This is a genomic window from Streptomyces sp. SID5910, assembly GCF_009862125.1.
In the GTDB taxonomy this organism is placed as follows: Bacteria; Actinomycetota; Actinomycetes; order Streptomycetales; family Streptomycetaceae; genus Streptomyces.
In genome coordinates this window covers 1-18,262 of the sequence record NZ_WWHX01000348.1, presented here as the reverse complement: position 1 = coordinate 18,262, position 18,262 = coordinate 1, and the positions used below count along the sequence as shown (strand labels likewise).

The window sequence follows — 18,262 nt, the reverse complement described above, 5'->3', positions numbered from 1 at the left end:
TCCAGGCGCGCGTTCAGCGACAGCTCGTCCGGGAGCTGGGTGCCGGCGAAGTCGGTGCCGAGGACGAGGACGACGTCGTAGTCGCGGGCGACCAGGTGGAAGCGGTCGACCAGCGCGGACACCAGCTCGTCCGTGCCCTGTTCGGCCTGGAGCGCGGAGGCCTCCTGGTAGTCCAGGCCGTAGACCGTGGCGGGGTCCTGCGAGAGCCGGTAGCGGGCGCGCAGCAGCTCGAAGAGGCGGTCCGGCCCGTCGTGGACCAGGGGACGGAAGACGCCGACCCGGTCGACCTGCCGGGTCAGGAGCTCCATGACCCCCAGATCGACGACCTGGCGGCCGTCGCCGCGGTCGATACCGGTCACGTACACGCTGCGCGTCACGCGTGCTCTCCGTTTCGTCTGGTGGAAGGTGTCCTGGTGGCGGCTGCCCGGACGGCATCAAAAATCGCCCACCGTGGTGAGCAGAACCCTCTTGACAATACCTCTCCCAATAGATAAGGCGCCCGTCAGTGAGCCGTGCTCCGGGGCGGCTGTGGTGCCGACCGTACGGAAGCGGCATCCCCTCGGGGGACGTGAAAGAATCGGACGTGGCTCACCGGTGTCCACAGCGAGCAGGAGACACAGCACGATGCGTATCGGAGTTCTCACCGCAGGCGGCGACTGCCCCGGCCTGAACGCAGTGATCCGGTCGGTCGTGCACCGAGCGGTCGACAACTACGGCGACGAGGTCATCGGCTTCGAGGACGGCTACGCGGGCCTGTTGGACGGCCGTTACCGCGTCCTCGACCTGAACGCGGTCAGCGGCATCCTGGCCCGCGGCGGCACCATCCTCGGCTCCTCCCGGCTGGAGCGCGACCGGCTCCGCGAGGCCTGCGAGAACGCCGGCGACATGATCCAGAACTTCGGCATCGACGCGCTGATCCCGATCGGCGGCGAGGGCACGCTCACGGCGGCCCGGATGCTGTCCGACGCGGGGCTGCCGGTGGTCGGCGTGCCCAAGACCATCGACAACGACATCTCCTCCACCGACCGCACCTTCGGCTTCGACACGGCCGTCGGCGTGGCCACGGAGGCGATGGACCGCCTCAAGACCACCGCCGAGTCCCACCAGCGCGTGATGGTCGTCGAGGTCATGGGCCGGCACGCCGGGTGGATCGCCCTGGAGTCCGGCATGGCCGCCGGCGCCCACGGCATCTGCCTGCCCGAGCGCCCCTTCGACCCGGCCGACCTGGTCAAGATGGTCGAGGCCCGCTTCGCCCGTGGCAAGAAGTTCGCCGTCGTCTGCGTCGCCGAGGGCGCCCACCCCGTCGACGGCTCCATGGACTACGGCAAGGGCGCGATCGACAAGTTCGGCCACGAGCGCTTCCAGGGCATCGGCACGGCACTGGCGTACGAGCTGGAGCGGCGGCTCGGCAAGGAGGCCAAGCCGGTCATCCTCGGTCACGTCCAGCGCGGCGGCGTACCGACCGCGTACGACCGGGTGCTCGCCACCCGCTTCGGCTGGCACGCGGTCGAGGCCGCGCACCGGGGCGAGTTCGGCCGGATGACCGCGCTGCGCGGCACGGACGTCGTCATGGTGCCGCTCGCCGAGGCCGTGACCGAGCTGAAGACGGTGCCCAAGGACCGCATGGACGAGGCCGAGTCGGTCTTCTAGCGGGCCGGGGCCCGCTCAGGCCCGGTCCCGCGTCACCGCGGCGGTGAAGCGCGTCGCCAGCGCCGCGACCGCGGCCCGCAGTTCCTCCCCGCCCTCGACGCGGAAGGCGAACGGCAGCCGCGCCAGCCACTCCTGCGCGTACATGTCCGGGTTGCGGGTGCTGCCGACCAGCACGCACCCGTTCCCCGAGGGCTCCAGCCGTCCCATGGGCGGCCGGACCCAGCGGGCCACCTCGGCCGGCGGGGCGTCGAACACCACGCGCGTGGCGAACTCCCAGCCCAGCCCCAGGTTCTCCTCCAGCACCGCCACCGGGTCCAGGTCCGCGGGCGGTGCGAAGCCGTGCCCGGTCGCCCGGGCCGCGCGGATCCGGTCGACCCGGTAGGTGCGGATCGCGCAGGCGCGCAGCGAGTGGCACAGCAGATACCAGCGCCCGTGGCGCACGACGAGGGACCAGGGCTCGACCTCGGCCTCCCACTCGTTCCCGGCCTCGCTGCGGTAGGTGACCAGCACACGGTGCCGGGCCGCGACGGCCTCGACGAGCTCGCTGGTGACGGCCGGGTCCGGGCGGACCGCGTACGGGTCGGGCGCGGCCGACGCGTACTCCCGCAGCAGGGCCGCCTGCCGGCCGACGTGCTCCGGCAGCGCCTTGACGACCTTGCCCAGCGCGGTGCCGACCAGGTCGTCGGCGTCGGCCGCGGCGGGCTGGTCGCCGAGCACCGCCATCACCAGGCCCAGCGCCTCGGCCTGCGTGAAGTGCACCGGGGGCAGCCGTGTCCCGCGGCCCAGCCGGTACCCGCCGTGCGGCCCGCGGGCCGACTGCACGGGGATGCCGGCCTCCCTGAGGATGCCGACGTAGCGGCGCGCGGCCCGTTCCGTGACGCCCAGCCGCTCGGCGAGGTCGCCGGCCGTCGTTCCGGGGCGGGCCTGGAGGATCTCCAGGGTGCGCAGCGCTCGCGCGGTGGGGCTGAGGTCGTTCGGCACGGGAGCAGGTTAGGGCCTTTTCCGGCGGTTGGCGCGGTCGTACCGGCAGTGGATCGTCCGGATCTCCTCCTACGGTGAGTTCGCGGCGGGGGACGTCCCGCCGTGCTCGTCCGAGAACCCGAAGAAGGGGAACCGACCATGGACATCCTGCTCGTCGGCGGCCTGTGGCTGCGCGGGTCCGTGTGGGACCGCGTCGCGTCCGCGCTGGAACCGCTCGGCCACCGCCCGGTGCCGCTCACCCTCCCCGGCCAGGGCGACGGCGACGCCTCCGCGACGCTCGACGACCAGCTGGCCGCGGTGCTCGCCGCGGTGGACGCGGCGCCCGGCAGGAGCCTGGTGGTGGGGCACTCCGCCGCCTGCACCCTGGCCTGGCTGGCCGCGGACCGGCGGCCGGAGCGGGTGGCCGGGGTCGCCCTCGTCGGTGGCTTCCCCACCGGCGACGGACAGCCGTACGCCGACTTCTTCGAGGTGCGCGACGGTGTCATGCCGTTCCCCGGCTGGGAGCCGTTCGAAGGGCCGGACGCCGCCGATCTCGACGCGGAGGCCAGGCGGGAGTTCGCGGCCGCCGCGATCCCCGTGCCGGAGGACGTGGCCCGGGGTGTGGTGCGGTTCGCGGACGAGCGGCGGTTCGGGGTGCCGGTCGTGGTCGTGTGCCCGGAGTTCACCCCCGAGCAGGCGCGGAAGTGGATCGACGCCGGCGACGTCCCGGAGCTCGCCCGGGCCGAGCGCGTCGACCTCGTCGACATCGACGCGGGCCACTGGCCCATGATCACCAGGCCCGCCGAGCTCGCCCGGATCCTGGGCGCCGCGGCCGACGACGCGGCATGACCGGCCGCACCTCACTCGCCCTCACTCGGCGCGCTCACGGACGACGTCACTCCGTGTGCTTGCGGACCACCGTCCAGAAGTGCTCCACGATCCGGTCGAGGTAGTCCCGGCCGGCCGCGCTGGAGTCACCGCCGCCGCCGCCCCAGCTGAGGGTGGCGACCATGTGCCCCTGGTAGTCCTGGTGCAGTTCCTGGAGCACTTCCTCCAGGATCTGCCGGTCCAGCGGAGCGATCTTCGCGACCGGGCGGACGTACCCCTGCCAGCGGGTGTTCACCGCGCTGCGCAGCAGGTCGGCGAGTTTCTCGTCGCGCCCGGTGACGGTGACGAAGTCGGGCAGTTCGAGGCCGAGGACGTCGGCGAGCGCGGAGGACTGGCGGTCGGTGCCCCGCCAGTCCTCCTTCTCCTCCATCTTCAGATAGGCGTCCAGCCCGAGCCCGACGGCACGCGCCACGTCCTCCGGTGCGAGCCCGCGGGCGATGCGGTGCTCGCGCAGGGTCTGCGGGCGGCCGATGAGCTCACCGGGCGAGCACCACAGCACGCCCGCGAGGGCCGTGAGTTCGGGGTTGCCGGGCGAGGCGAGCCCCCGTTCCCACGCGACGACGAGATCCGGGGTGACGTACGGCAGCCCGTACGACACCCGCATGCCGTGGGCGACGTGTTCGGGCCCCATGCCGAGGGCGGCACGGAGACGGCGGGCGGCGAGGGCGTTGAACGGGGGACCCGGCTGGTTCGGGTGAGGTGAGGGTCGGCGCACGGGCCACACCGTAGGGGCCCCCGGCCGACTTGACTACGGGCTGTTCGCCCAGCGATACGGATTGTACGAACCTACGGGCACGCGGGGGCGTCCCCTGTTCATCCCTTGACCGCCCCGCCCAGCGCGAAGCCGCCGCCGAGCCGCCGGGAGATCAGCACGTACAGCAGGATCACCGGCGTCGAGTAGACGACGGAGAACGCCGCGAGCTGCCCGTACGCGACCATGCCCCGGTTGCCGAAGAAGTCGTTGATGCTCACCGACGCCGGCATCCGGTCCGGGGTGAGCAGCAGCATGAAGGGGACGAAGAAGTTCCCCCACATCATCACGAACGAGAACACCGTCACCACCGCCACGCCCGGACCCATCAGGGGCAGCACGATCCGCAGCAGCGACTGGAACGAGGACGCGCCGTCCGTCCACGCCGCCTCCTCCAGCTCCTTGGGCACGCCGTCCATGAAGTTCTTCATCAGCCAGATGGCGAACGGCAGTTGGGACGCGGCGAAGAAGAAGACGGTGCCCTGGAGGGTGTCGATCAGGTTCACCCGCACGAACAGGGCGTAGACCGGCACCATGATCGCCGTGATGGGCAGGCTGGTCGCGAACAGCACGGTCAGCAGGAACGGCCGGTTCAGCCGGGACCGGAAGCGGGACAGCGGATACGCGGCGAGCGCCGCGCACACCACCGTCAGCAGGGTCGCGCCGCCGCACAGCACCAGGCTGTTGAGCAGCGGGGTGAAGGTGATGTCGTCGGTGAGGATCGCGTCGAAGTTGTCCAGGGTGAGGCCGTCGGGGGCCTTCACCCGCAGGCTGGCGTGCGGGTCGAGGGCGGACAGCACCACCCACGCCAGCGGCAGCACGAAGGCGGCGGCGGCCACCAGCAGCCCGGCGTCGGCGGCCAGCCGCCGGGTCGTACGACGGGAGGCGGGCGTGCGTCTCGTGCGGGTCCTGAGCGTTGTGCGGGCCATGGCGGTCAGACCTCCGTCCGCAGCAGGCGCAGATACACGACCGAGAACAGCGAGCCGATCAGCAACAGCAGCAGCGCCACCGCCGTGCCGTAGCCGATCAGGCTGTTCTGGAAGGCCTGTTCGTACATGAACAGCGGCAGCGTCTGGCTCTTCCCGCTCGGGCCGCCCCGTGTCATCACCCAGATCAGGCCGAACACCGAGAGCGTCTGAAGGGTGTTGAGCATGAGGTTGGTGCCGATGGAGCGGCGGATCATCGGCAGCGTGATGTGCCACATCCGGCGCCAGCCGCCCGCGCCGTCCACCTCGGCGGCCTCGGTGATCTCCTTCGGGATCTCGTTCAGCGCGGCCGAGTACACCAGCATCGAGAACGCCGTGCCGCGCCAGACGTTGGCGAAGGACACCGCCAGGATCGGCAGCGTGAACAGCCAGTTCTGGGACGGCAGATGGAGCCAGTCGAGGAGGGCGTTGAGGGTGCCCTCGCGGCGGAAGAAGGCGTAGAGCAGGAAGCCCGCCACCACCTCCGGCAGCACCCACGCCGTGACGACGATGCCGCCGGTGAGCGTACGGACCGGCTTCGAGGCGCGCTGCATCAGCGAGGCCAGCGCCAGCCCGAGGGTGTTCTGCCCGACCAGTGACGACAGCACCGTGAAGACCAGCGTCAGCCACACGGCGTTGAGGAACGCCTCGTCCCGGAAGGCCCGCCGGAAGTTGTCGAGCCCGACGAAGGACTCCTCGGCCTGACCGGTCAGCTGGAGGTCGGTGAAGGCGATGACGACGCAGTAGGCGATCGGGCCGGCCAGGAAGAGGAGCAGCAGGACGACCGCGGGGGAGACGGGCAGGGCGCGGACCAGGGAGCGTCGCACGGAGCCGGTCCCCGCGGTCACTTGCGGACCACCTTGCCGTCCGTGGCCTCCTTCAGCGCCTCGTCGTAGCCGCGCGCCGCCTCCTCGACCGACATGTCACCGGTCGTCACGCCCTCCATGGCCTCCTGGACGGCGACGGACACCTTCGGATACGCCGGGTAGGCGGGCCGGTAGTGGGTGCTGGCGACCAGGTCGGTGAAGAACTTGATGCCGGGCTGGGCCTGTATGTACGCGGGGTCGCTCGCGACGTCCTCGCGGACCGCGATGCCGGAGTTGGCGACGTACCACTTCTGCGCGTTGGCCTTGGTCTGCATCGTCTTGACGAACTCGAAGGCCAGGTCGGGGTTGGCCGCCTTGGCGGGGACCGCCCAGGTCCAGCCGCCGGACATGCTCACCTTGCCGGGCGCCTGGCCGTGCTGGGTCGGCATGGCGGCCAGGCCCAGCTCCTTCGACCACTCGGGCCACTCGTGGCCGCTGCCCTCCAGCCAGTCCTGCGGCAGCCAGGAGCCGTCCAGCGCGATGCCGAGCTTGCCCTGCGGCAGGAGCTCGCCGCGGACGGTGGTGGAGAAGTTGGGGTCGAGGGCGTCGGACACCTCGGGGCCGAGCTTCTCCTTGTAGACCGTCTCGACGAACGCGAGGGAGTCCTTGAAGCCCTGCCCCGCCGCGATCCACTTCTTGCCGGCCTTGTCGTACAGCGGGTCGGCGGTCCCGTCGCCCGTGCCGTACAGCAGCATCTCGAAGCCCTGCATGGTGGCCATCTCGCCGGCCGGCTTGCCCGTGTACACGTTGAGCGGGGTGACGCCGGGGACCTTCTCCTTGATGGTCCGGGCCGCCGCGAGCACGTCGTCCCAGGTCTTCGGCTGCCAGTCGGCGGGCAGACCGGCCTTGGCGAAGACGTCCTTGCTGAACCACAGCCCGCGGGTGTCGGTGCCGTCCGGGACGCCGTACGTCCTGCCGTCCTCGCCCTTGGCCGCCGTCTTCGCGGTGTCGATGAACCGGTCCCAGTCCGGCCACTTGGCGAGGTAGGCGTCGAGGGGCTTCAAGTACCCGCTGGTGATGTCGGAGTTGATGAGGAAGGTGTCCTCGTAGACCAGGTCGGGCGCGGTCTTGGGGGAGCGCAGCATCTGCTGCACCTTGGTGTAGTACTCCGAGTCCGGGGCCTTGATCGGGACGAGCTCGACCTTCTTGCCCGGGTGGGCCTTCTCGAACTGCTTCTTGATGTCGGCGAGATAGGTGTCCATCACCTTGATGGAGTTGTCCGTCGACTGCTTGTAGGAGACCTTCACCGTGTCCGGGTCGCTGCCGGAACCGCTCGAACAGGCGGCGAGTGCGGTGGCGGCGAGCGCGGTCAGGGTGACGAGCGAGGTGAACCGGACGGTGGGACGCACGGGCGACGACCTCCTGCTGGCGCACGACGTTGTGGCCGGGACGGCTGCTCGGCGAACGTAAGAGGAGTGGTCTAGTCAGGTCAATGCGTGTGCGGTGGATTACCTGCGTGGATTGCCTGTGCTCACCGGCCCGGCTCGGTGCCCCGGAGCCACCGGTACACCAGCTCCGGGCGCCCCACCTGCCCGTAGAGGGGGCTGCGCCGGGCGCGGCCGGTGTCCACCAGATGCTCCAGGTAACGGCGGGCCGTGATCCGGGAGATGCCCACGGCCTCGGCCACCCCGGCGGCGGTGAGGCCCTCCTCCGCGCCCCGCAGCGTGCCCGTGACCCGTTCCAGCGTGGGCGCGCTGAGGCCCTTGGGCAGCGCCGCCGGGCCGGGGGCGCGCAGCGTGGCCAGCGCCCGGTCCACCTCCTCCTGGCCGCTCGCCTCCCCGGCGGCGCCCCGGAACTCGGCGTACCGCACCAGCCGGTCCCGCAGGGTGGCGAAGGTGAACGGCTTCAGCACGTACTGCACGACCCCGAGCGACACCCCCTCCCGTACGACCGTCAGGTCCCTGGCCGACGTCACCGCGATCACGTCGGTGTGGTGCCCGGCCGCCCGCAGGGAGCGGGCCAGCTGGAGCCCGTGCACGTCGGGCAGGTGCAGGTCGAGCAGCAGCAGGTCGACCGGCGTGCGGTCCAGCAGCCGCCGCGCCTCGGCCCCGGAGTGCGCTGTGCCGACGGCCGTGAAGCCCGGTACCCGCCCTACGTACATCACGTGCGCGTCGGCGGCGACGGGGTCGTCCTCGACGACGAGGACGCGGATGGGCTGCTCGGCGGTCATGCGGGGCCTCCCGCCGCCGCTGCGGGTGTCGGTGCCGCTGCCGGGCTGCCCGCCGGAACCGCCGGTGTCGCCGTGCCGGCGGCCGCGCCGTCCAGCGGCAGCCGGGCCTCGAAGCGGGCGCCGCCTCCGTCGGCCTCCGTCACGGTCAGGGTGCCGCCGTGCCGGTGCACCGCCTGGCGGACCAGTGCGAGCCCCAGCCCCCGCCCGCCGGGCCCGGCCGGCTTGGTGGAGAAACCCCGCTGGAAGAGCAGCCCGGCATGAGCCGGGTCGACCCCCGCCCCGGTATCGGAGACCCGCAGCACGAGCTCGGAGCGGGGCCCGGCCGCGTTCGTCCCGGCGGTGCCTGTGCCGGCTCCCGTACCCGCGCCCCCGCCCGACCCCGTGTACGCCGCCACCGTCACCCGCGACGGCACCGCGCCCTGGGCCGCGTCCACCGCGTTGTCGATGAGGTTGCCGAGGATCGTGACCAGGTCCCGGGCGGGCAGGGACGGGGGCAGCAGGCCGTCGTCGAGGCGGCTGTCCTGCGAGACCACCAGCTCCACCCCCCGCTCGTTCGCCTGTGCCGTCTTGCCCAGCAGCAGCGCGGCCAGCACCGGCTCGCCCACCGCCGCCACCACCTGGTCCGTGAGCGCCTGCGCCAGCTCCAGCTCGGCCGTCGCGAAGTCCACCGCCTCCTCGGCGCGCCCCAGCTCGATCAGCGAGACGACCGTGTGCAGCCGGTTGGCGGCCTCGTGCGCCTGCGAGCGCAGCGCCTGCGTGAAGCCGCGCTCCGAGTCCAGCTCGCCCATCAGCGACTGAAGCTCGGTGACGTCGCGCAGGGTCACCACCGTGCCCCGGCGCTCACCGCCCGAGACCGGCGAGGTGTTCACCACCAGCACCCGCTCGGCCGTCAGGTGCACCTCGTCCACCCGCGGCTCCGACGCCAGCAGCGCCCCCGTGAGCTGCGCCGGCAGGCCGAGGTCGGCGACCGAGGTGCCGATCACGTCGCCGCTCACACCGAGCAGCTCCCGACCGCCGTCGTTGATCAGCGCGACACGGTACCGCCAGTCCAGCATCAGCAGCCCCTCCCGCACCGCGTGCAGGGCCGCCTGATGGTAGTCGTGCATACGGCTGAGCTCGTCCGCGTTCATGCCGTGGGTGTGCCGGCGCAGCCGCGCGTTGATCACGTACGTGCCGACCGCGCCGAGCACCAGGGCCCCGGCCGCGACGCCGAGCAGGGCCCTCAGCTGGTCCTGCGCCCGCTTGCTGATCTCCTCGACCTTGATCCCGGCGCTGACCAGGCCCACGACGCGCCCGTCCTCGTCCCGCACGGGCGTGACGGCCCGGACGGAGGGGCCGAGCGTCCCCGTGTAGGTCTCGGTGAACGTCTCGCCCCGCCGGGCGCGCTCGATGTGCCCCTGGAAGGGCCGGCCGATCTGTTTCGGTTCGGGGTGCGTCCAGCGGATCCCCCGCGGATCCATGATCGTCACGAAGTCGACGTCGGTGTCGCCCATGACCCGCACCGCGTACGGCTGGAGCCGCGCCGACGGGTCCGGGGTGGCGATCGCGGCCGGCACGGACGGCGAGTCGGCGATGGACAGCGCCACCGACCTGGCCTGACGTCCGGCGGCGTCCTCGGCCTGCCCCCGGTCGCCGAGGTAGGTGAACAGCGCGTACCCGGCGACGACCACCGCTATCAGCACGGCCTGCATCGCGAACAGCTGGCCGGCCAGGCTGCGGGGACGGGGGACGCTGAGGCGCATGCCGCCCAGTGTCTCTCCTGGCTGACGGCGAACTAAATGAACGCAAGGGTGACCGCGCTCACAGGACGGGGGATAGTCGGCCCATCCCCAAGCCATTCGCCCGGACGTGAGCCGCACGCCGGTGATGCCGACGACGTCGTCAAGGAGGGCCGCCGTGACCAGCAGAGCCGATACGGCACCAGCCGCACCCAAAGCCAAACGGGACCGCACGCACTACCTCTACATCGCGGTGATCGTCGCGGTCGCCCTCGGTATCGCCGTCGGCCTGATCGCGCCCGACTTCGCGGTCGAGCTGAAGCCGATCGGCACGGGCTTCGTGAACCTGATCAAGATGATGATCTCGCCGATCATCTTCTGCACGATCGTGCTGGGCATCGGATCGGTGCGCAAGGCGGCGAAGGTCGGCGCGGTGGGCGGCATCGCCCTCGTCTACTTCATGGTGATGTCGATGGTCGCCCTGGCGATCGGCCTGATCGTCGGCAACATCCTGGACCCGGGCACCGGCCTCGCGGTCACCGACGCCGTCAAGGAGACCGGTCACGCGCAGGTCGACGCCGAGGCCAAGGACACCACCGAGTTCCTGCTCGGCATCATCCCGACCACGATCGTCTCGGCGTTCACCGAGGGCGAGGTCCTTCAGACCCTGCTGATCGCCCTGCTCTGCGGCTTCGCGCTCCAGGCGATGGGCAAGGCGGGCCAGCCGGTGCTGCGCGGTGTCGAGCACATCCAGCGCCTCGTCTTCCGCGTCCTCGCCATGATCATGTGGGCGGCGCCGGTCGGCGCGTTCGGCGCGATGGCGGCGGTGACCGGTTCGGCCGGTGTGGACGCCCTGAAGAGCCTGGCCGTGCTGATGCTCGGCTTCTACGTCACCTGCGTCCTGTTCGTCATCGTGGTGCTGGGTGCCCTGCTGAAGATCTGCACCGGCGTCAACGCGCTCTCGCTCTTCAAGTACCTGGGCCGCGAGTTCCTGCTGATCCTGTCCACGTCCTCCTCCGAGTCGGCGCTGCCCCGGCTCATCGCCAAGATGGAGCACCTGGGCGTCAGCAAGCCGGTGGTCGGCATCACCGTCCCGACCGGCTACTCCTTCAATCTCGACGGCACCATGATCTACATGACCATGGCCTCGCTGTTCATCGCCGACGCCATGGGCACGCCGATGTCGATCGGTGAGCAGATCCCGCTGCTGCTGTTCCTGTTCGTCGCCTCCAAGGGCGCCGCCGGTGTCACCGGCGCCGGCCTCGCGACGCTGGCCGGCGGTCTCCAGTCGCACAAGCCCGCCCTGGTCGACGGCATCGGCCTGATCGTCGGCATCGACCGCTTCATGAGCGAGGCCCGCGCCCTGACCAACTTCGCGGGCAACGCGGTCGCCACCGTCCTGATCGGCACCTGGACCAAGGAGATCGACAAGGCGCGGGTCGCCGAGGTGCTGGCCGGGCGAGTCCCCTTCGACGAGCGGACGCTCCTCGACGACGGCCACGACGGCGGCGACACCGCGGCGGAGCTGCCCGAGCAGGGCGGCGAGAAGGAACTGGCGAAGGCCTGACGCCCGCCGCGCACAGACCCCGGGCGGCTGAGGGCTCCCCCCGTCGCTCAGCCGCCCGGACCCTTTCCCTACTTCGTTCCTCCTTGCCTTGACGTCCGCGTCAAGGCTTACGTTCGTCCTCATGCGAATCGGTGAGCTGGCCGCACGCGCCGGGACCACGACGCGGACGCTGCGGTACTACGAGTCACGCGGGCTGCTGTCCGCGCGGCGGGACGCCCACGGGTACCGGACCTACGACGAGCGCGACGTGAAGCTGCTGGAGCAGATCAGGACGCTGCGCGACTTCGGGTTCGACCTGGAGGAGACCCGGCCCTTCGTGGAGTGCCTGCGGGCCGGTCACGCGGAGGGCGACTCGTGCCCGGCGTCGCTCGCGGTCTACCGCCGCAAGCTGGCGGAGCTGGACGCGCTGATCGGCGAGCTGCGCGGCGTGCGCGCGACGGTCGCGGGCCAGCTGGCGCGCGCCGAGCGGGTGACGGCGGAGCTGGCCGCCGAGGCGCTGGTTCCGGGGGGCCCGGAGCCGGAGTGCGAACTGGGAGGGCGAGGACTGTGAGCGTAGCGACCGGTGTGGCCGAGGTGACGGACGCGACCTTCGCGGAGGAGGTCGTCGGGGCATCGCTGCCGGTGCTGGTGGAGTTCACCGCGGACTGGTGCCCGCCGTGCCGGCAGATGGCGCCGGTGCTCAGCGCCCTGGCCGCGGAGGAGGCGGACCGGCTCCGCGTGGTCCAGCTGAACGTCGACCGGAACCCGGAGACGACCAACGCCTACAAGGTGCTGTCCATGCCGACGTTCATGCTGTTCCGGGACGGTGAGCCGGTGAGGTCGATGGTGGGCGCCCGGCCGAAGCGGCGGCTCCTTGAGGAGCTGTCCGACGTGCTGTGACATTGAGGACAAAAAGAAATCCCCCGAGCGCAATTGCGCTCGGGGGATTTCTTTGCGTATATTCGATGATTCGTGACTTCAGGAAAAGGGCGTCACGAAGAAGTTCACTGAGCACAGTATATGCGGGCGGGAGTGGCATTGTCAAACAACGAATTTCCGGACGATGAATTGCGGCACGAACAGGAATTCATCGACGGTCTGTACGCGCGCGTGGACGCGCTGCGCGGCGACGCCGAGGTCTCGGTGACGCAGGCGCTCGCGCAGGGCAACACCCCTCAGCAGGCCAGGCTGGAGCGGGACATCCTGGTCGCCGAGCGCTCCGGACTGCTCGCCGCGCTCAACGCGGTGGACGGCTCCCTGTGCTTCGGCCGCATCGACCTCGCCTCCGGCGCGGGCCACCACATCGGCCGCATCGGCCTGCGCGCCGACGACGCCGAACGCACCCCGGTGCTGATCGACTGGCGGGCCGACGTCGCCCGCCCCTTCTACCTGGCGACCGGCCACACCCCGATGGGCCTGCGCCGCCGCCGGCACATCGCGAGCGAGGGCCGCCGTGTCACCGCCCTGCACGACGAGATCCTCGACCTCGGCGACGACACCCGGACCGGCCACGAGGACCCGTCGGGCGACGCCGTGCTGCTCGCCGCGCTGAACTCGGCGCGCACCGGCCGCATGGGCGACATCGTGCAGACCATCCAGGCCGACCAGGACCGCATCATCCGCGCCCCGCACCGCGGCGTCCTGGTCGTCGAGGGCGGTCCCGGCACCGGCAAGACCGCCGTCGCCCTGCACCGCGCGGCGTACCTCCTGTACGAGCACCGCGAACTGCTCGCCAAGCGCGCCGTCCTCATCGTCGGCCCCAACCCCGCCTTCCTCGGCTACATCGGCGAGGTGCTGCCCTCGCTGGGCGAGACGGGCGTACTCCTCGCGACGGTCGGCGAGCTGTTCCCCGGCGTGAAGGCCACGGCCACGGACACCCCGGAGGCGGCCGCGGTGAAGGGCCGCGCCGACATGGCCGACGTCCTCGCCGAGGTGGTCCGCGACCGGCAGGCGCTGCCCGACCCGGTCATCGCCATCGAGCACGACCGGGACGTCCTCATGCTGGACGACGACCTGGTGAACGTCGCCCGTGAGCGCACCCGCGCCGCGAAGCTGCCGCACAACGCGGCCCGCGAGCACTTCGAGGGCCACATCCTCAACACCCTCACCGACATGGTCGCCGAGCGCATCGGCACCGACCCCTACGACGGCACCAACCTCCTCGACCCCAGCGACATCACCCAGATCCGCGACGAACTCGCCGAGAACCCCGAGGTCTGGTCGGCCGTCGACCGGCTCTGGCCCCGGCTCACCCCGCGCCGCCTGGTCGCCGACTTCCTCGCCGCGCCCGAGGCCTTCCTGCCCGCCGAGGACGCCGCCGCCGTCCGCCGCCCGGTCACCCGGCACTGGACCGTCGCCGACGTGCCCCTGCTGGACGAGGCGGCCGAACTGCTCGGCGTGGACGACCGGGTGGCCCGCACCCGCGCCGAACGTGAGCGCCAGGAGCAGATCGCCTACGCGCAGGGCGTGCTCGACGTGTCGTACGCGTCGCGGACGTACGAGTTCGAGGACAAGGACGCGGAGGACGCCGAGGTCCTGCTCGCGCACGACATCATCGACGCGGAGCGCTTCGCCGAGCGCCAGGAGGAGGAGGACCACCGCAGCGCCGCCGAGCGCGCCGCGGCCGACCGCACCTGGGCGTTCGGGCACATCATCGTGGACGAGGCGCAGGAGCTGTCCCCGATGGCGTGGCGGCTGCTGATGCGCCGCTGCCCGACCCGTTCGATGACCCTGGTCGGCGACCCGGCGCAGACCGCGGAGGCGGCCGGCGTCGGCTCCTGGTCGAAGATCCTCGCCCCCTACGTGGAGGACCGCTTCGAGCACACCCGCCTGGGCGTCAACTACCGCACCCCGGCCGAGATCATGGACCTCGCGGCGGCCGTCGTCCGCGCGGAGGACCCGGAGTTCACCCCGCCGAGCTCGGTGCGCTCCACGGGCGTACGGCCCTGGATCCGCGCCACCGGCGACCTCCCGTCGGCCGTCGCCGAGGCCGTGCGCGAACTGACCCCGGAGGAGGGCCGCCTCGCCGTCATCGCCCCGCGCGACCTGCACGGCGCGCTCGCGGCCCGCCTGGACGGCGTCACGGCGGGTGCCGAGCCGGACCTGACCCGGTCCGTCGTCCTGCTCGACCCGCGCCAGTCCAAGGGCCTGGAGTTCGACTCCGTCCTGGTGGTCGAGCCCGGCCGCTACGGCACGAGCGACCTGTACGTGGCCCTCACCCGCGCCACCCAGCACCTCGGCGTCCTGCACACCGGGCCGCTGCCGAAGGGGCTGGTGGACGCGGCCGGATAGACGGGGCCTCCCGGACGGCAGGGGGCGCGGTCAGCTCCCCGCCGCCAGGGCGTCCCCCAGCCCCGTCCGCTCGTACAGGACGTGGCGGCCGTACCGGCGGGCGGTGAGCAGGCCGGCCTCGCGCAGCACGCTCAGGTGCGACGACACGGAGGACGGCGCGAGGTCCAGCCGCTCGGCGAGCCCGGTCGTGGAGGCCGGGGTGTCGAGGGCGGCGAGGACGACCGCGCGCCCCCGCCCGAGGAGCCGGGTGAGGGTGGCGCCGGCCTGGGCGGCGGGCTCGGTCCACAGGCTGACGATGCCGCGGGCGGGGTAGGCGAGCGTGGGCTGCCAGGGCGGCTCGAACGTGCCGATCACATGGGGCCAGACGAAGACGCTGGGCATGAGGACGAGTCCCTGCCCGCCCAGGTGCCGTTCGCGGTCGGCGCGGTCCTGCACGGTGAGCGTGCCGGGCCGCCAGGCGCAGCGGTCGCTGATCCCGGGGAGCAGCTCACCGAGTCCGTGCTCGGCGAGCTGGCGGGTGCGGAAGGCGATGTCGGCCTCCAGCAGGGCGCGCAGCCGGGGCCAGTCCGGTGCGATGAGGCGGGCCCAGATCTGCTCCAGGACGCCGGACACCTCCCGGACCATGCGGGCGGGGTCGCTCAGCCAGCCCCGGTCGCGGGCGGCGGCGAGCGCACCCGGGGTGGCCTTCAGCGAGCGGAGGGCGTCCTCGCGGGCCGAGGCGGGGTCGGCCGCGCGGACCTGGGCGATCTCGTCCTCGAAACCGGCCGCCGGGGTGGCCGGCGGCGGGCACAGCCAGCCGGGGGTCAGCCCGCGCTGCGGCATCAGCAGCCACAGGGGCGTCAGGTCCATGGCGGCCGCCTGCCGCCGGGTGCGGCGCAGCCAGGGCCGCTGATAGGCCTGGCGGTCGGGCCGCTTGAGCAGATGGGCCACCGCCTGGGTCTCCCACAGCGCGGAGTGGGCGAAGCGGCAGTTGAGGTAGTCGTCCTCGTCGAAGTGCAGTCGTGTCGGCATGGTCCCCCGTGTCGTGACAACCGCGGCGCGGTCGCGGAGGGTCGTCCCCCTTTTCGACCGTTATGTCATGTATATGTCATAACGGGCTCTGGACGCGGCCGCGGTCCTGGCCGCGGGCCGGCACCGCGGATTCGCCCGCACCCGAATCTATTGGTGTACGGGCCCGCTACGTCAAGACTCGTCGGCGTCGTGCCTTCGCGGCGTCCCCTCACGAAAGGCTTCCGAATGAGGCGAGCATTACCACGCCTGCGCCTGGCCGCAGGCACCGTACTGGCCGGAGCCCTCATGTCCCTCGCCCTGCCCGCCGGCCAGCCGGCGGTGGCGGCCGACGATCCGGTGCCCGTGCACGAGGGCATGCCCGACGACGGTTTCGCCAACGAGCCCGAGAGCGAGCAGGACGACACGGTCGCCCCCGACGGCGCATCCGCCACCGGCTCCTCCGTGGCCCCGGCCGCTCCGGTCCCGGGCCGCCCGGCGGACTTCCGGCTCGCGGCCGGCTCCGACCTGGGTTCCCTCGTGGGCCGGCTGGACGCCGCCCTGCCCAAGCAGGGGCTGACCGAGCTGCTGGCGCAGGCCAACCGCCCGGCCGGCCGGGGCGCCGCGGACTGCGGCGACACCGGCATCTACGGGCCCGACCTGACCGCCGACCGGACGTGCTGGAAGAGCGACGACGCCACCTCCACGGAGTGGATCCCGCAGGCGATCTCCGGCGTCTCCGACGCCCAGGAGGACGAGGACTGGGGCACGTCGAACGCCGAGCCGGTCGCGGTCGGCTCCTACGACAACAAGAACCCCGGACGCAGCGACTACGTCGCCGGCCGCGACAACTGCCTCAAGTCCGGCGTGTCCGACGCCTGCAACGAGAAGGGCGTCCGCGTCACCTTCTTCAACCAGGCCACCAAGAAGTACCGGCACGTCCTGCTGGTCTGGCCCTACGTCAACTCCGCCGACCACATCTCCTTCGACGCCCTGCACGCCCGCGAGGGCCTGTGCAACCAGGTCGTGACCGAGAAGTGCGGCGCGCAGAACGGCATCCACGCCGGCGGCATGGTCTGGTACGGCAACTACCTCTACGTCGCCGACACCGCCAACGGCATGCGCGTCTTCGACCTGCGCAAGATCATGGACCTCAACCCGGACAACGACTCCGCGACCGAGGACAAGATGCAGGACGGCCTGCCCAGCGACCTGACGGACAAGAAGCGGATCGGCCGGCAGAGCAACGTCTGGTACGCCTACGGCTACCGCTACGTCATGCCGCAGGTCGCGACGCTGAAGTTCACCACGGCCAAGCCGTCCGGCGACAGCAGCAAGAACCAGTGCTACAAGACCGGCCGCCCCAAGGCGTCCTACGTCTCCCTCGACCGCACCGGGACCGACCACCTGATCCTGGGCGAGTACTGCAACATGGGCAAGAACCCCACCGACACCATGAGCAACGGCCGCGTGGGCACCTACCCCATGACCGCGCTCACCGCCGCCGTCGAGGGCGCCTCCGGCAAGGTGGCCGACGCCGACCAGGCGTACGGGCTGCCCACCGGCGCCACGTTCGGCGACGAGCCGCTGTGGCACAAGATCCAGGGCGCCCTGCGGTACGAGGGCCACTGGTACTTCCACCGCAGCAACGCCTACGACAACGGCCGCCTGCTCCAGGCCACGGCCGGCGGGGACGGGCAGCTGGCCGGCAACGCCAAGACGCTCCAGACCTCGTTCGGGCCGGAGGACCTGTACCTGGCCCACGGCCGGGGCGACGGGCGTGCGCCGCGCCTGTGGTCGCTCAGCGAGCACGCGCCGAGCGCCTGCGGCGCCTGTGAGCGGGAGGTGTACAGCTACCCGATGAACGACGTGGTCAGCGGCTTCGGCTCCTGACCCTGCCGGGGGCCTCGGGGGAGGTCCCGACCGGGGGAGGTCCCCGGCTGCCGTCGGGCAGCCGGGGATCCCGCCGTCACGCCGGGCGCAGCCAGACCGTCGCCAGGGGCGGCAGGGTCAGCCGGATGCTCGCCGGGCGGCCGTGCCAGCCCTGCGGCTCCGGCTTCACCGGGCCGGGGTTGCCGACGTCGCCGCCGCCGTAGCGGGCGGCGTCGGTGTTCAGCACCTCGTGCCAGGCGGGCACCTCGTCGGGGACGCCGAGGCGGTAGTCGGGGCGGACCACCGGCGCGAAGTTGGACACCGCGAGCAGCGGGGTGCCGTCCGCGTCGCAGCGCAGGAACGCGAGGACGTTGTCCTCGGACGCGTCCCCGACCACCCACGAGAAACCGGCCGGGTGGGTGTCCCGCTGCCACAGCGCGGGCGTGTCCCGGTACACGGTGTTCAGATCGCGGACCAGGTCCAGCACGCCCCGGTGCTCGGCCGCCGCGCCGTACTGCGGGTCCAGCAGCCACCAGTCGGGGCCGCGCTCCTCCGACCACTCGGCGCCCTGCGCGAACTCCTGGCCCATGAACAGCAG

The 18,262-nt window shown here is 72.1% G+C and carries 17 protein-coding genes; 7 read left to right on the top strand and 10 right to left on the bottom strand.

Annotation, left to right across the window (positions count from 1 at the left end; genetic code table 11):
- Positions 1-377 (bottom strand): AAA family ATPase (locus GTW67_RS11980; RefSeq protein ID WP_161164790.1); only part of this gene is annotated, 377 nt, incomplete at its 3' end.
- 247 nt (positions 378-624) lie between these two features.
- Here GTW67_RS11980 and GTW67_RS11975 point away from each other — a divergent pair.
- Positions 625-1,650, top strand: a complete 1,026-nt coding sequence (locus GTW67_RS11975) for an ATP-dependent 6-phosphofructokinase (protein WP_161164789.1) — start codon at positions 625-627, stop codon at positions 1,648-1,650.
- 15 nt (positions 1,651-1,665) lie between these two features.
- Here the strand turns inward: GTW67_RS11975 and GTW67_RS11970 are convergent, their stop codons facing one another.
- On the bottom strand, positions 1,666-2,631 hold the full coding sequence (locus GTW67_RS11970; RefSeq protein ID WP_161164788.1) for a WYL domain-containing protein: 966 nt from the start codon (positions 2,629-2,631) through the stop codon (positions 1,666-1,668).
- A 138-nt stretch (positions 2,632-2,769) separates the two neighbouring features.
- Between GTW67_RS11970 and GTW67_RS11965 the strand changes: the two genes are divergently transcribed.
- Positions 2,770-3,459: an alpha/beta fold hydrolase gene (locus tag GTW67_RS11965; protein ID WP_161164787.1), complete on the top strand. Its 690-nt coding sequence runs from the start codon at positions 2,770-2,772 to the stop codon at positions 3,457-3,459.
- Positions 3,460-3,505: 46 nt separating this feature from the next.
- Here the strand turns inward: GTW67_RS11965 and GTW67_RS11960 are convergent, their stop codons facing one another.
- From GTW67_RS11960 to GTW67_RS11935, 6 genes are all read right to left on the bottom strand, one after another.
- On the bottom strand, positions 3,506-4,222 hold the full coding sequence (locus GTW67_RS11960) for a helix-turn-helix domain-containing protein (protein ID WP_161164786.1): 717 nt from the start codon (positions 4,220-4,222) through the stop codon (positions 3,506-3,508).
- An 89-nt stretch (positions 4,223-4,311) separates the two neighbouring features.
- Positions 4,312-5,178, bottom strand: coding sequence for a carbohydrate ABC transporter permease (locus GTW67_RS11955; RefSeq protein ID WP_161164785.1), 867 nt, complete (start codon positions 5,176-5,178; stop codon positions 4,312-4,314).
- Between the two features lie 5 nt (positions 5,179-5,183).
- Entirely contained in the window at positions 5,184-6,062 is an 879-nt protein-coding gene (locus GTW67_RS11950) for an ABC transporter permease subunit (protein ID WP_161164784.1), read from the bottom strand.
- Positions 6,059-7,429: an extracellular solute-binding protein gene (locus tag GTW67_RS11945; RefSeq protein ID WP_161164783.1), complete on the bottom strand. Its 1,371-nt coding sequence runs from the start codon at positions 7,427-7,429 to the stop codon at positions 6,059-6,061. The genes GTW67_RS11950 and GTW67_RS11945 overlap by 4 nt, the downstream gene beginning before the upstream one ends.
- A gap of 122 nt (positions 7,430-7,551) precedes the next feature.
- Positions 7,552-8,250 carry a response regulator gene (locus GTW67_RS11940; protein WP_161164782.1) on the bottom strand — a complete coding sequence of 233 codons (699 nt, stop codon included), beginning with the start codon at positions 8,248-8,250 and terminating at the stop codon, positions 7,552-7,554.
- Positions 8,247-9,992, bottom strand: a complete 1,746-nt coding sequence (locus GTW67_RS11935) for a sensor histidine kinase (protein ID WP_161164781.1) — start codon at positions 9,990-9,992, stop codon at positions 8,247-8,249. The genes GTW67_RS11940 and GTW67_RS11935 overlap by 4 nt, the downstream gene beginning before the upstream one ends.
- A 154-nt stretch (positions 9,993-10,146) precedes the next feature.
- Between GTW67_RS11935 and GTW67_RS11930 the strand changes: the two genes are divergently transcribed.
- The 4 genes from GTW67_RS11930 to GTW67_RS11915 all read left to right on the top strand — a co-directional run bounded on the left by GTW67_RS11930 (position 10,147) and on the right by GTW67_RS11915 (position 14,805).
- The gene (locus GTW67_RS11930) at positions 10,147-11,535 is read left to right on the top strand and encodes a cation:dicarboxylate symporter family transporter (protein ID WP_161164780.1); all 1,389 of its coding nucleotides are present in this window, start codon (positions 10,147-10,149) and stop codon (positions 11,533-11,535) included.
- Between the two features lie 121 nt (positions 11,536-11,656).
- Entirely contained in the window at positions 11,657-12,085 is a 429-nt protein-coding gene (locus tag GTW67_RS11925) for a MerR family transcriptional regulator (RefSeq protein WP_161164779.1), read from the top strand.
- Entirely contained in the window at positions 12,082-12,414 is a 333-nt protein-coding gene (gene trxA / locus GTW67_RS11920; RefSeq protein WP_161164778.1) for a thioredoxin, read from the top strand. Before GTW67_RS11925 ends, trxA begins: the two co-directional genes overlap by 4 nt.
- Before the next feature lie 120 nt (positions 12,415-12,534).
- Positions 12,535-14,805, top strand: a complete 2,271-nt coding sequence (locus GTW67_RS11915) for a HelD family protein (protein ID WP_161164777.1) — start codon at positions 12,535-12,537, stop codon at positions 14,803-14,805.
- 30 nt (positions 14,806-14,835) lie between these two features.
- On the opposite strand, the gene GTW67_RS11910 is transcribed toward GTW67_RS11915, so the two are convergent.
- Positions 14,836-15,816 (bottom strand): DUF5937 family protein, encoded by a 981-nt coding sequence (locus GTW67_RS11910; protein ID WP_161164776.1) that lies wholly within the window; start codon positions 15,814-15,816, stop codon positions 14,836-14,838.
- A gap of 285 nt (positions 15,817-16,101) precedes the next feature.
- Between GTW67_RS11910 and GTW67_RS11905 the strand changes: the two genes are divergently transcribed.
- Entirely contained in the window at positions 16,102-17,685 is a 1,584-nt protein-coding gene (locus GTW67_RS11905) for a hypothetical protein (protein ID WP_161164775.1), read from the top strand.
- 76 nt (positions 17,686-17,761) lie between these two features.
- Here the strand turns inward: GTW67_RS11905 and GTW67_RS11900 are convergent.
- Positions 17,762-18,262: alpha amylase C-terminal domain-containing protein (locus GTW67_RS11900; protein ID WP_202437130.1), on the bottom strand; the 501-nt coding region annotated here is incomplete at its 5' end.

Coding starts and splice junctions, on each gene's coding strand:
- GTW67_RS11975 (WP_161164789.1), top strand. CDS start 625: ATGCGTATCGGAGTTCTCACCGCAGGCGGCGACTGCCCCGGCCTGAAC.
- GTW67_RS11965 (WP_161164787.1), top strand. CDS start 2,770: ATGGACATCCTGCTCGTCGGCGGCCTGTGGCTGCGCGGGTCCGTGTGG.
- GTW67_RS11955 (WP_161164785.1), bottom strand. CDS start 5,178: ATGGCCCGCACAACGCTCAGGACCCGCACGAGACGCACGCCCGCCTCC.
- GTW67_RS11940 (WP_161164782.1), bottom strand. CDS start 8,250: ATGACCGCCGAGCAGCCCATCCGCGTCCTCGTCGTCGAGGACGACCCC.
- GTW67_RS11935 (WP_161164781.1), bottom strand. CDS start 9,992: ATGCGCCTCAGCGTCCCCCGTCCCCGCAGCCTGGCCGGCCAGCTGTTC.
- GTW67_RS11925 (WP_161164779.1), top strand. CDS start 11,657: ATGCGAATCGGTGAGCTGGCCGCACGCGCCGGGACCACGACGCGGACG.
- GTW67_RS11915 (WP_161164777.1), top strand. CDS start 12,535: ATGCGGGCGGGAGTGGCATTGTCAAACAACGAATTTCCGGACGATGAA.
- GTW67_RS11910 (WP_161164776.1), bottom strand. CDS start 15,816: ATGCCGACACGACTGCACTTCGACGAGGACGACTACCTCAACTGCCGC.
- GTW67_RS11905 (WP_161164775.1), top strand. CDS start 16,102: ATGTCCCTCGCCCTGCCCGCCGGCCAGCCGGCGGTGGCGGCCGACGAT.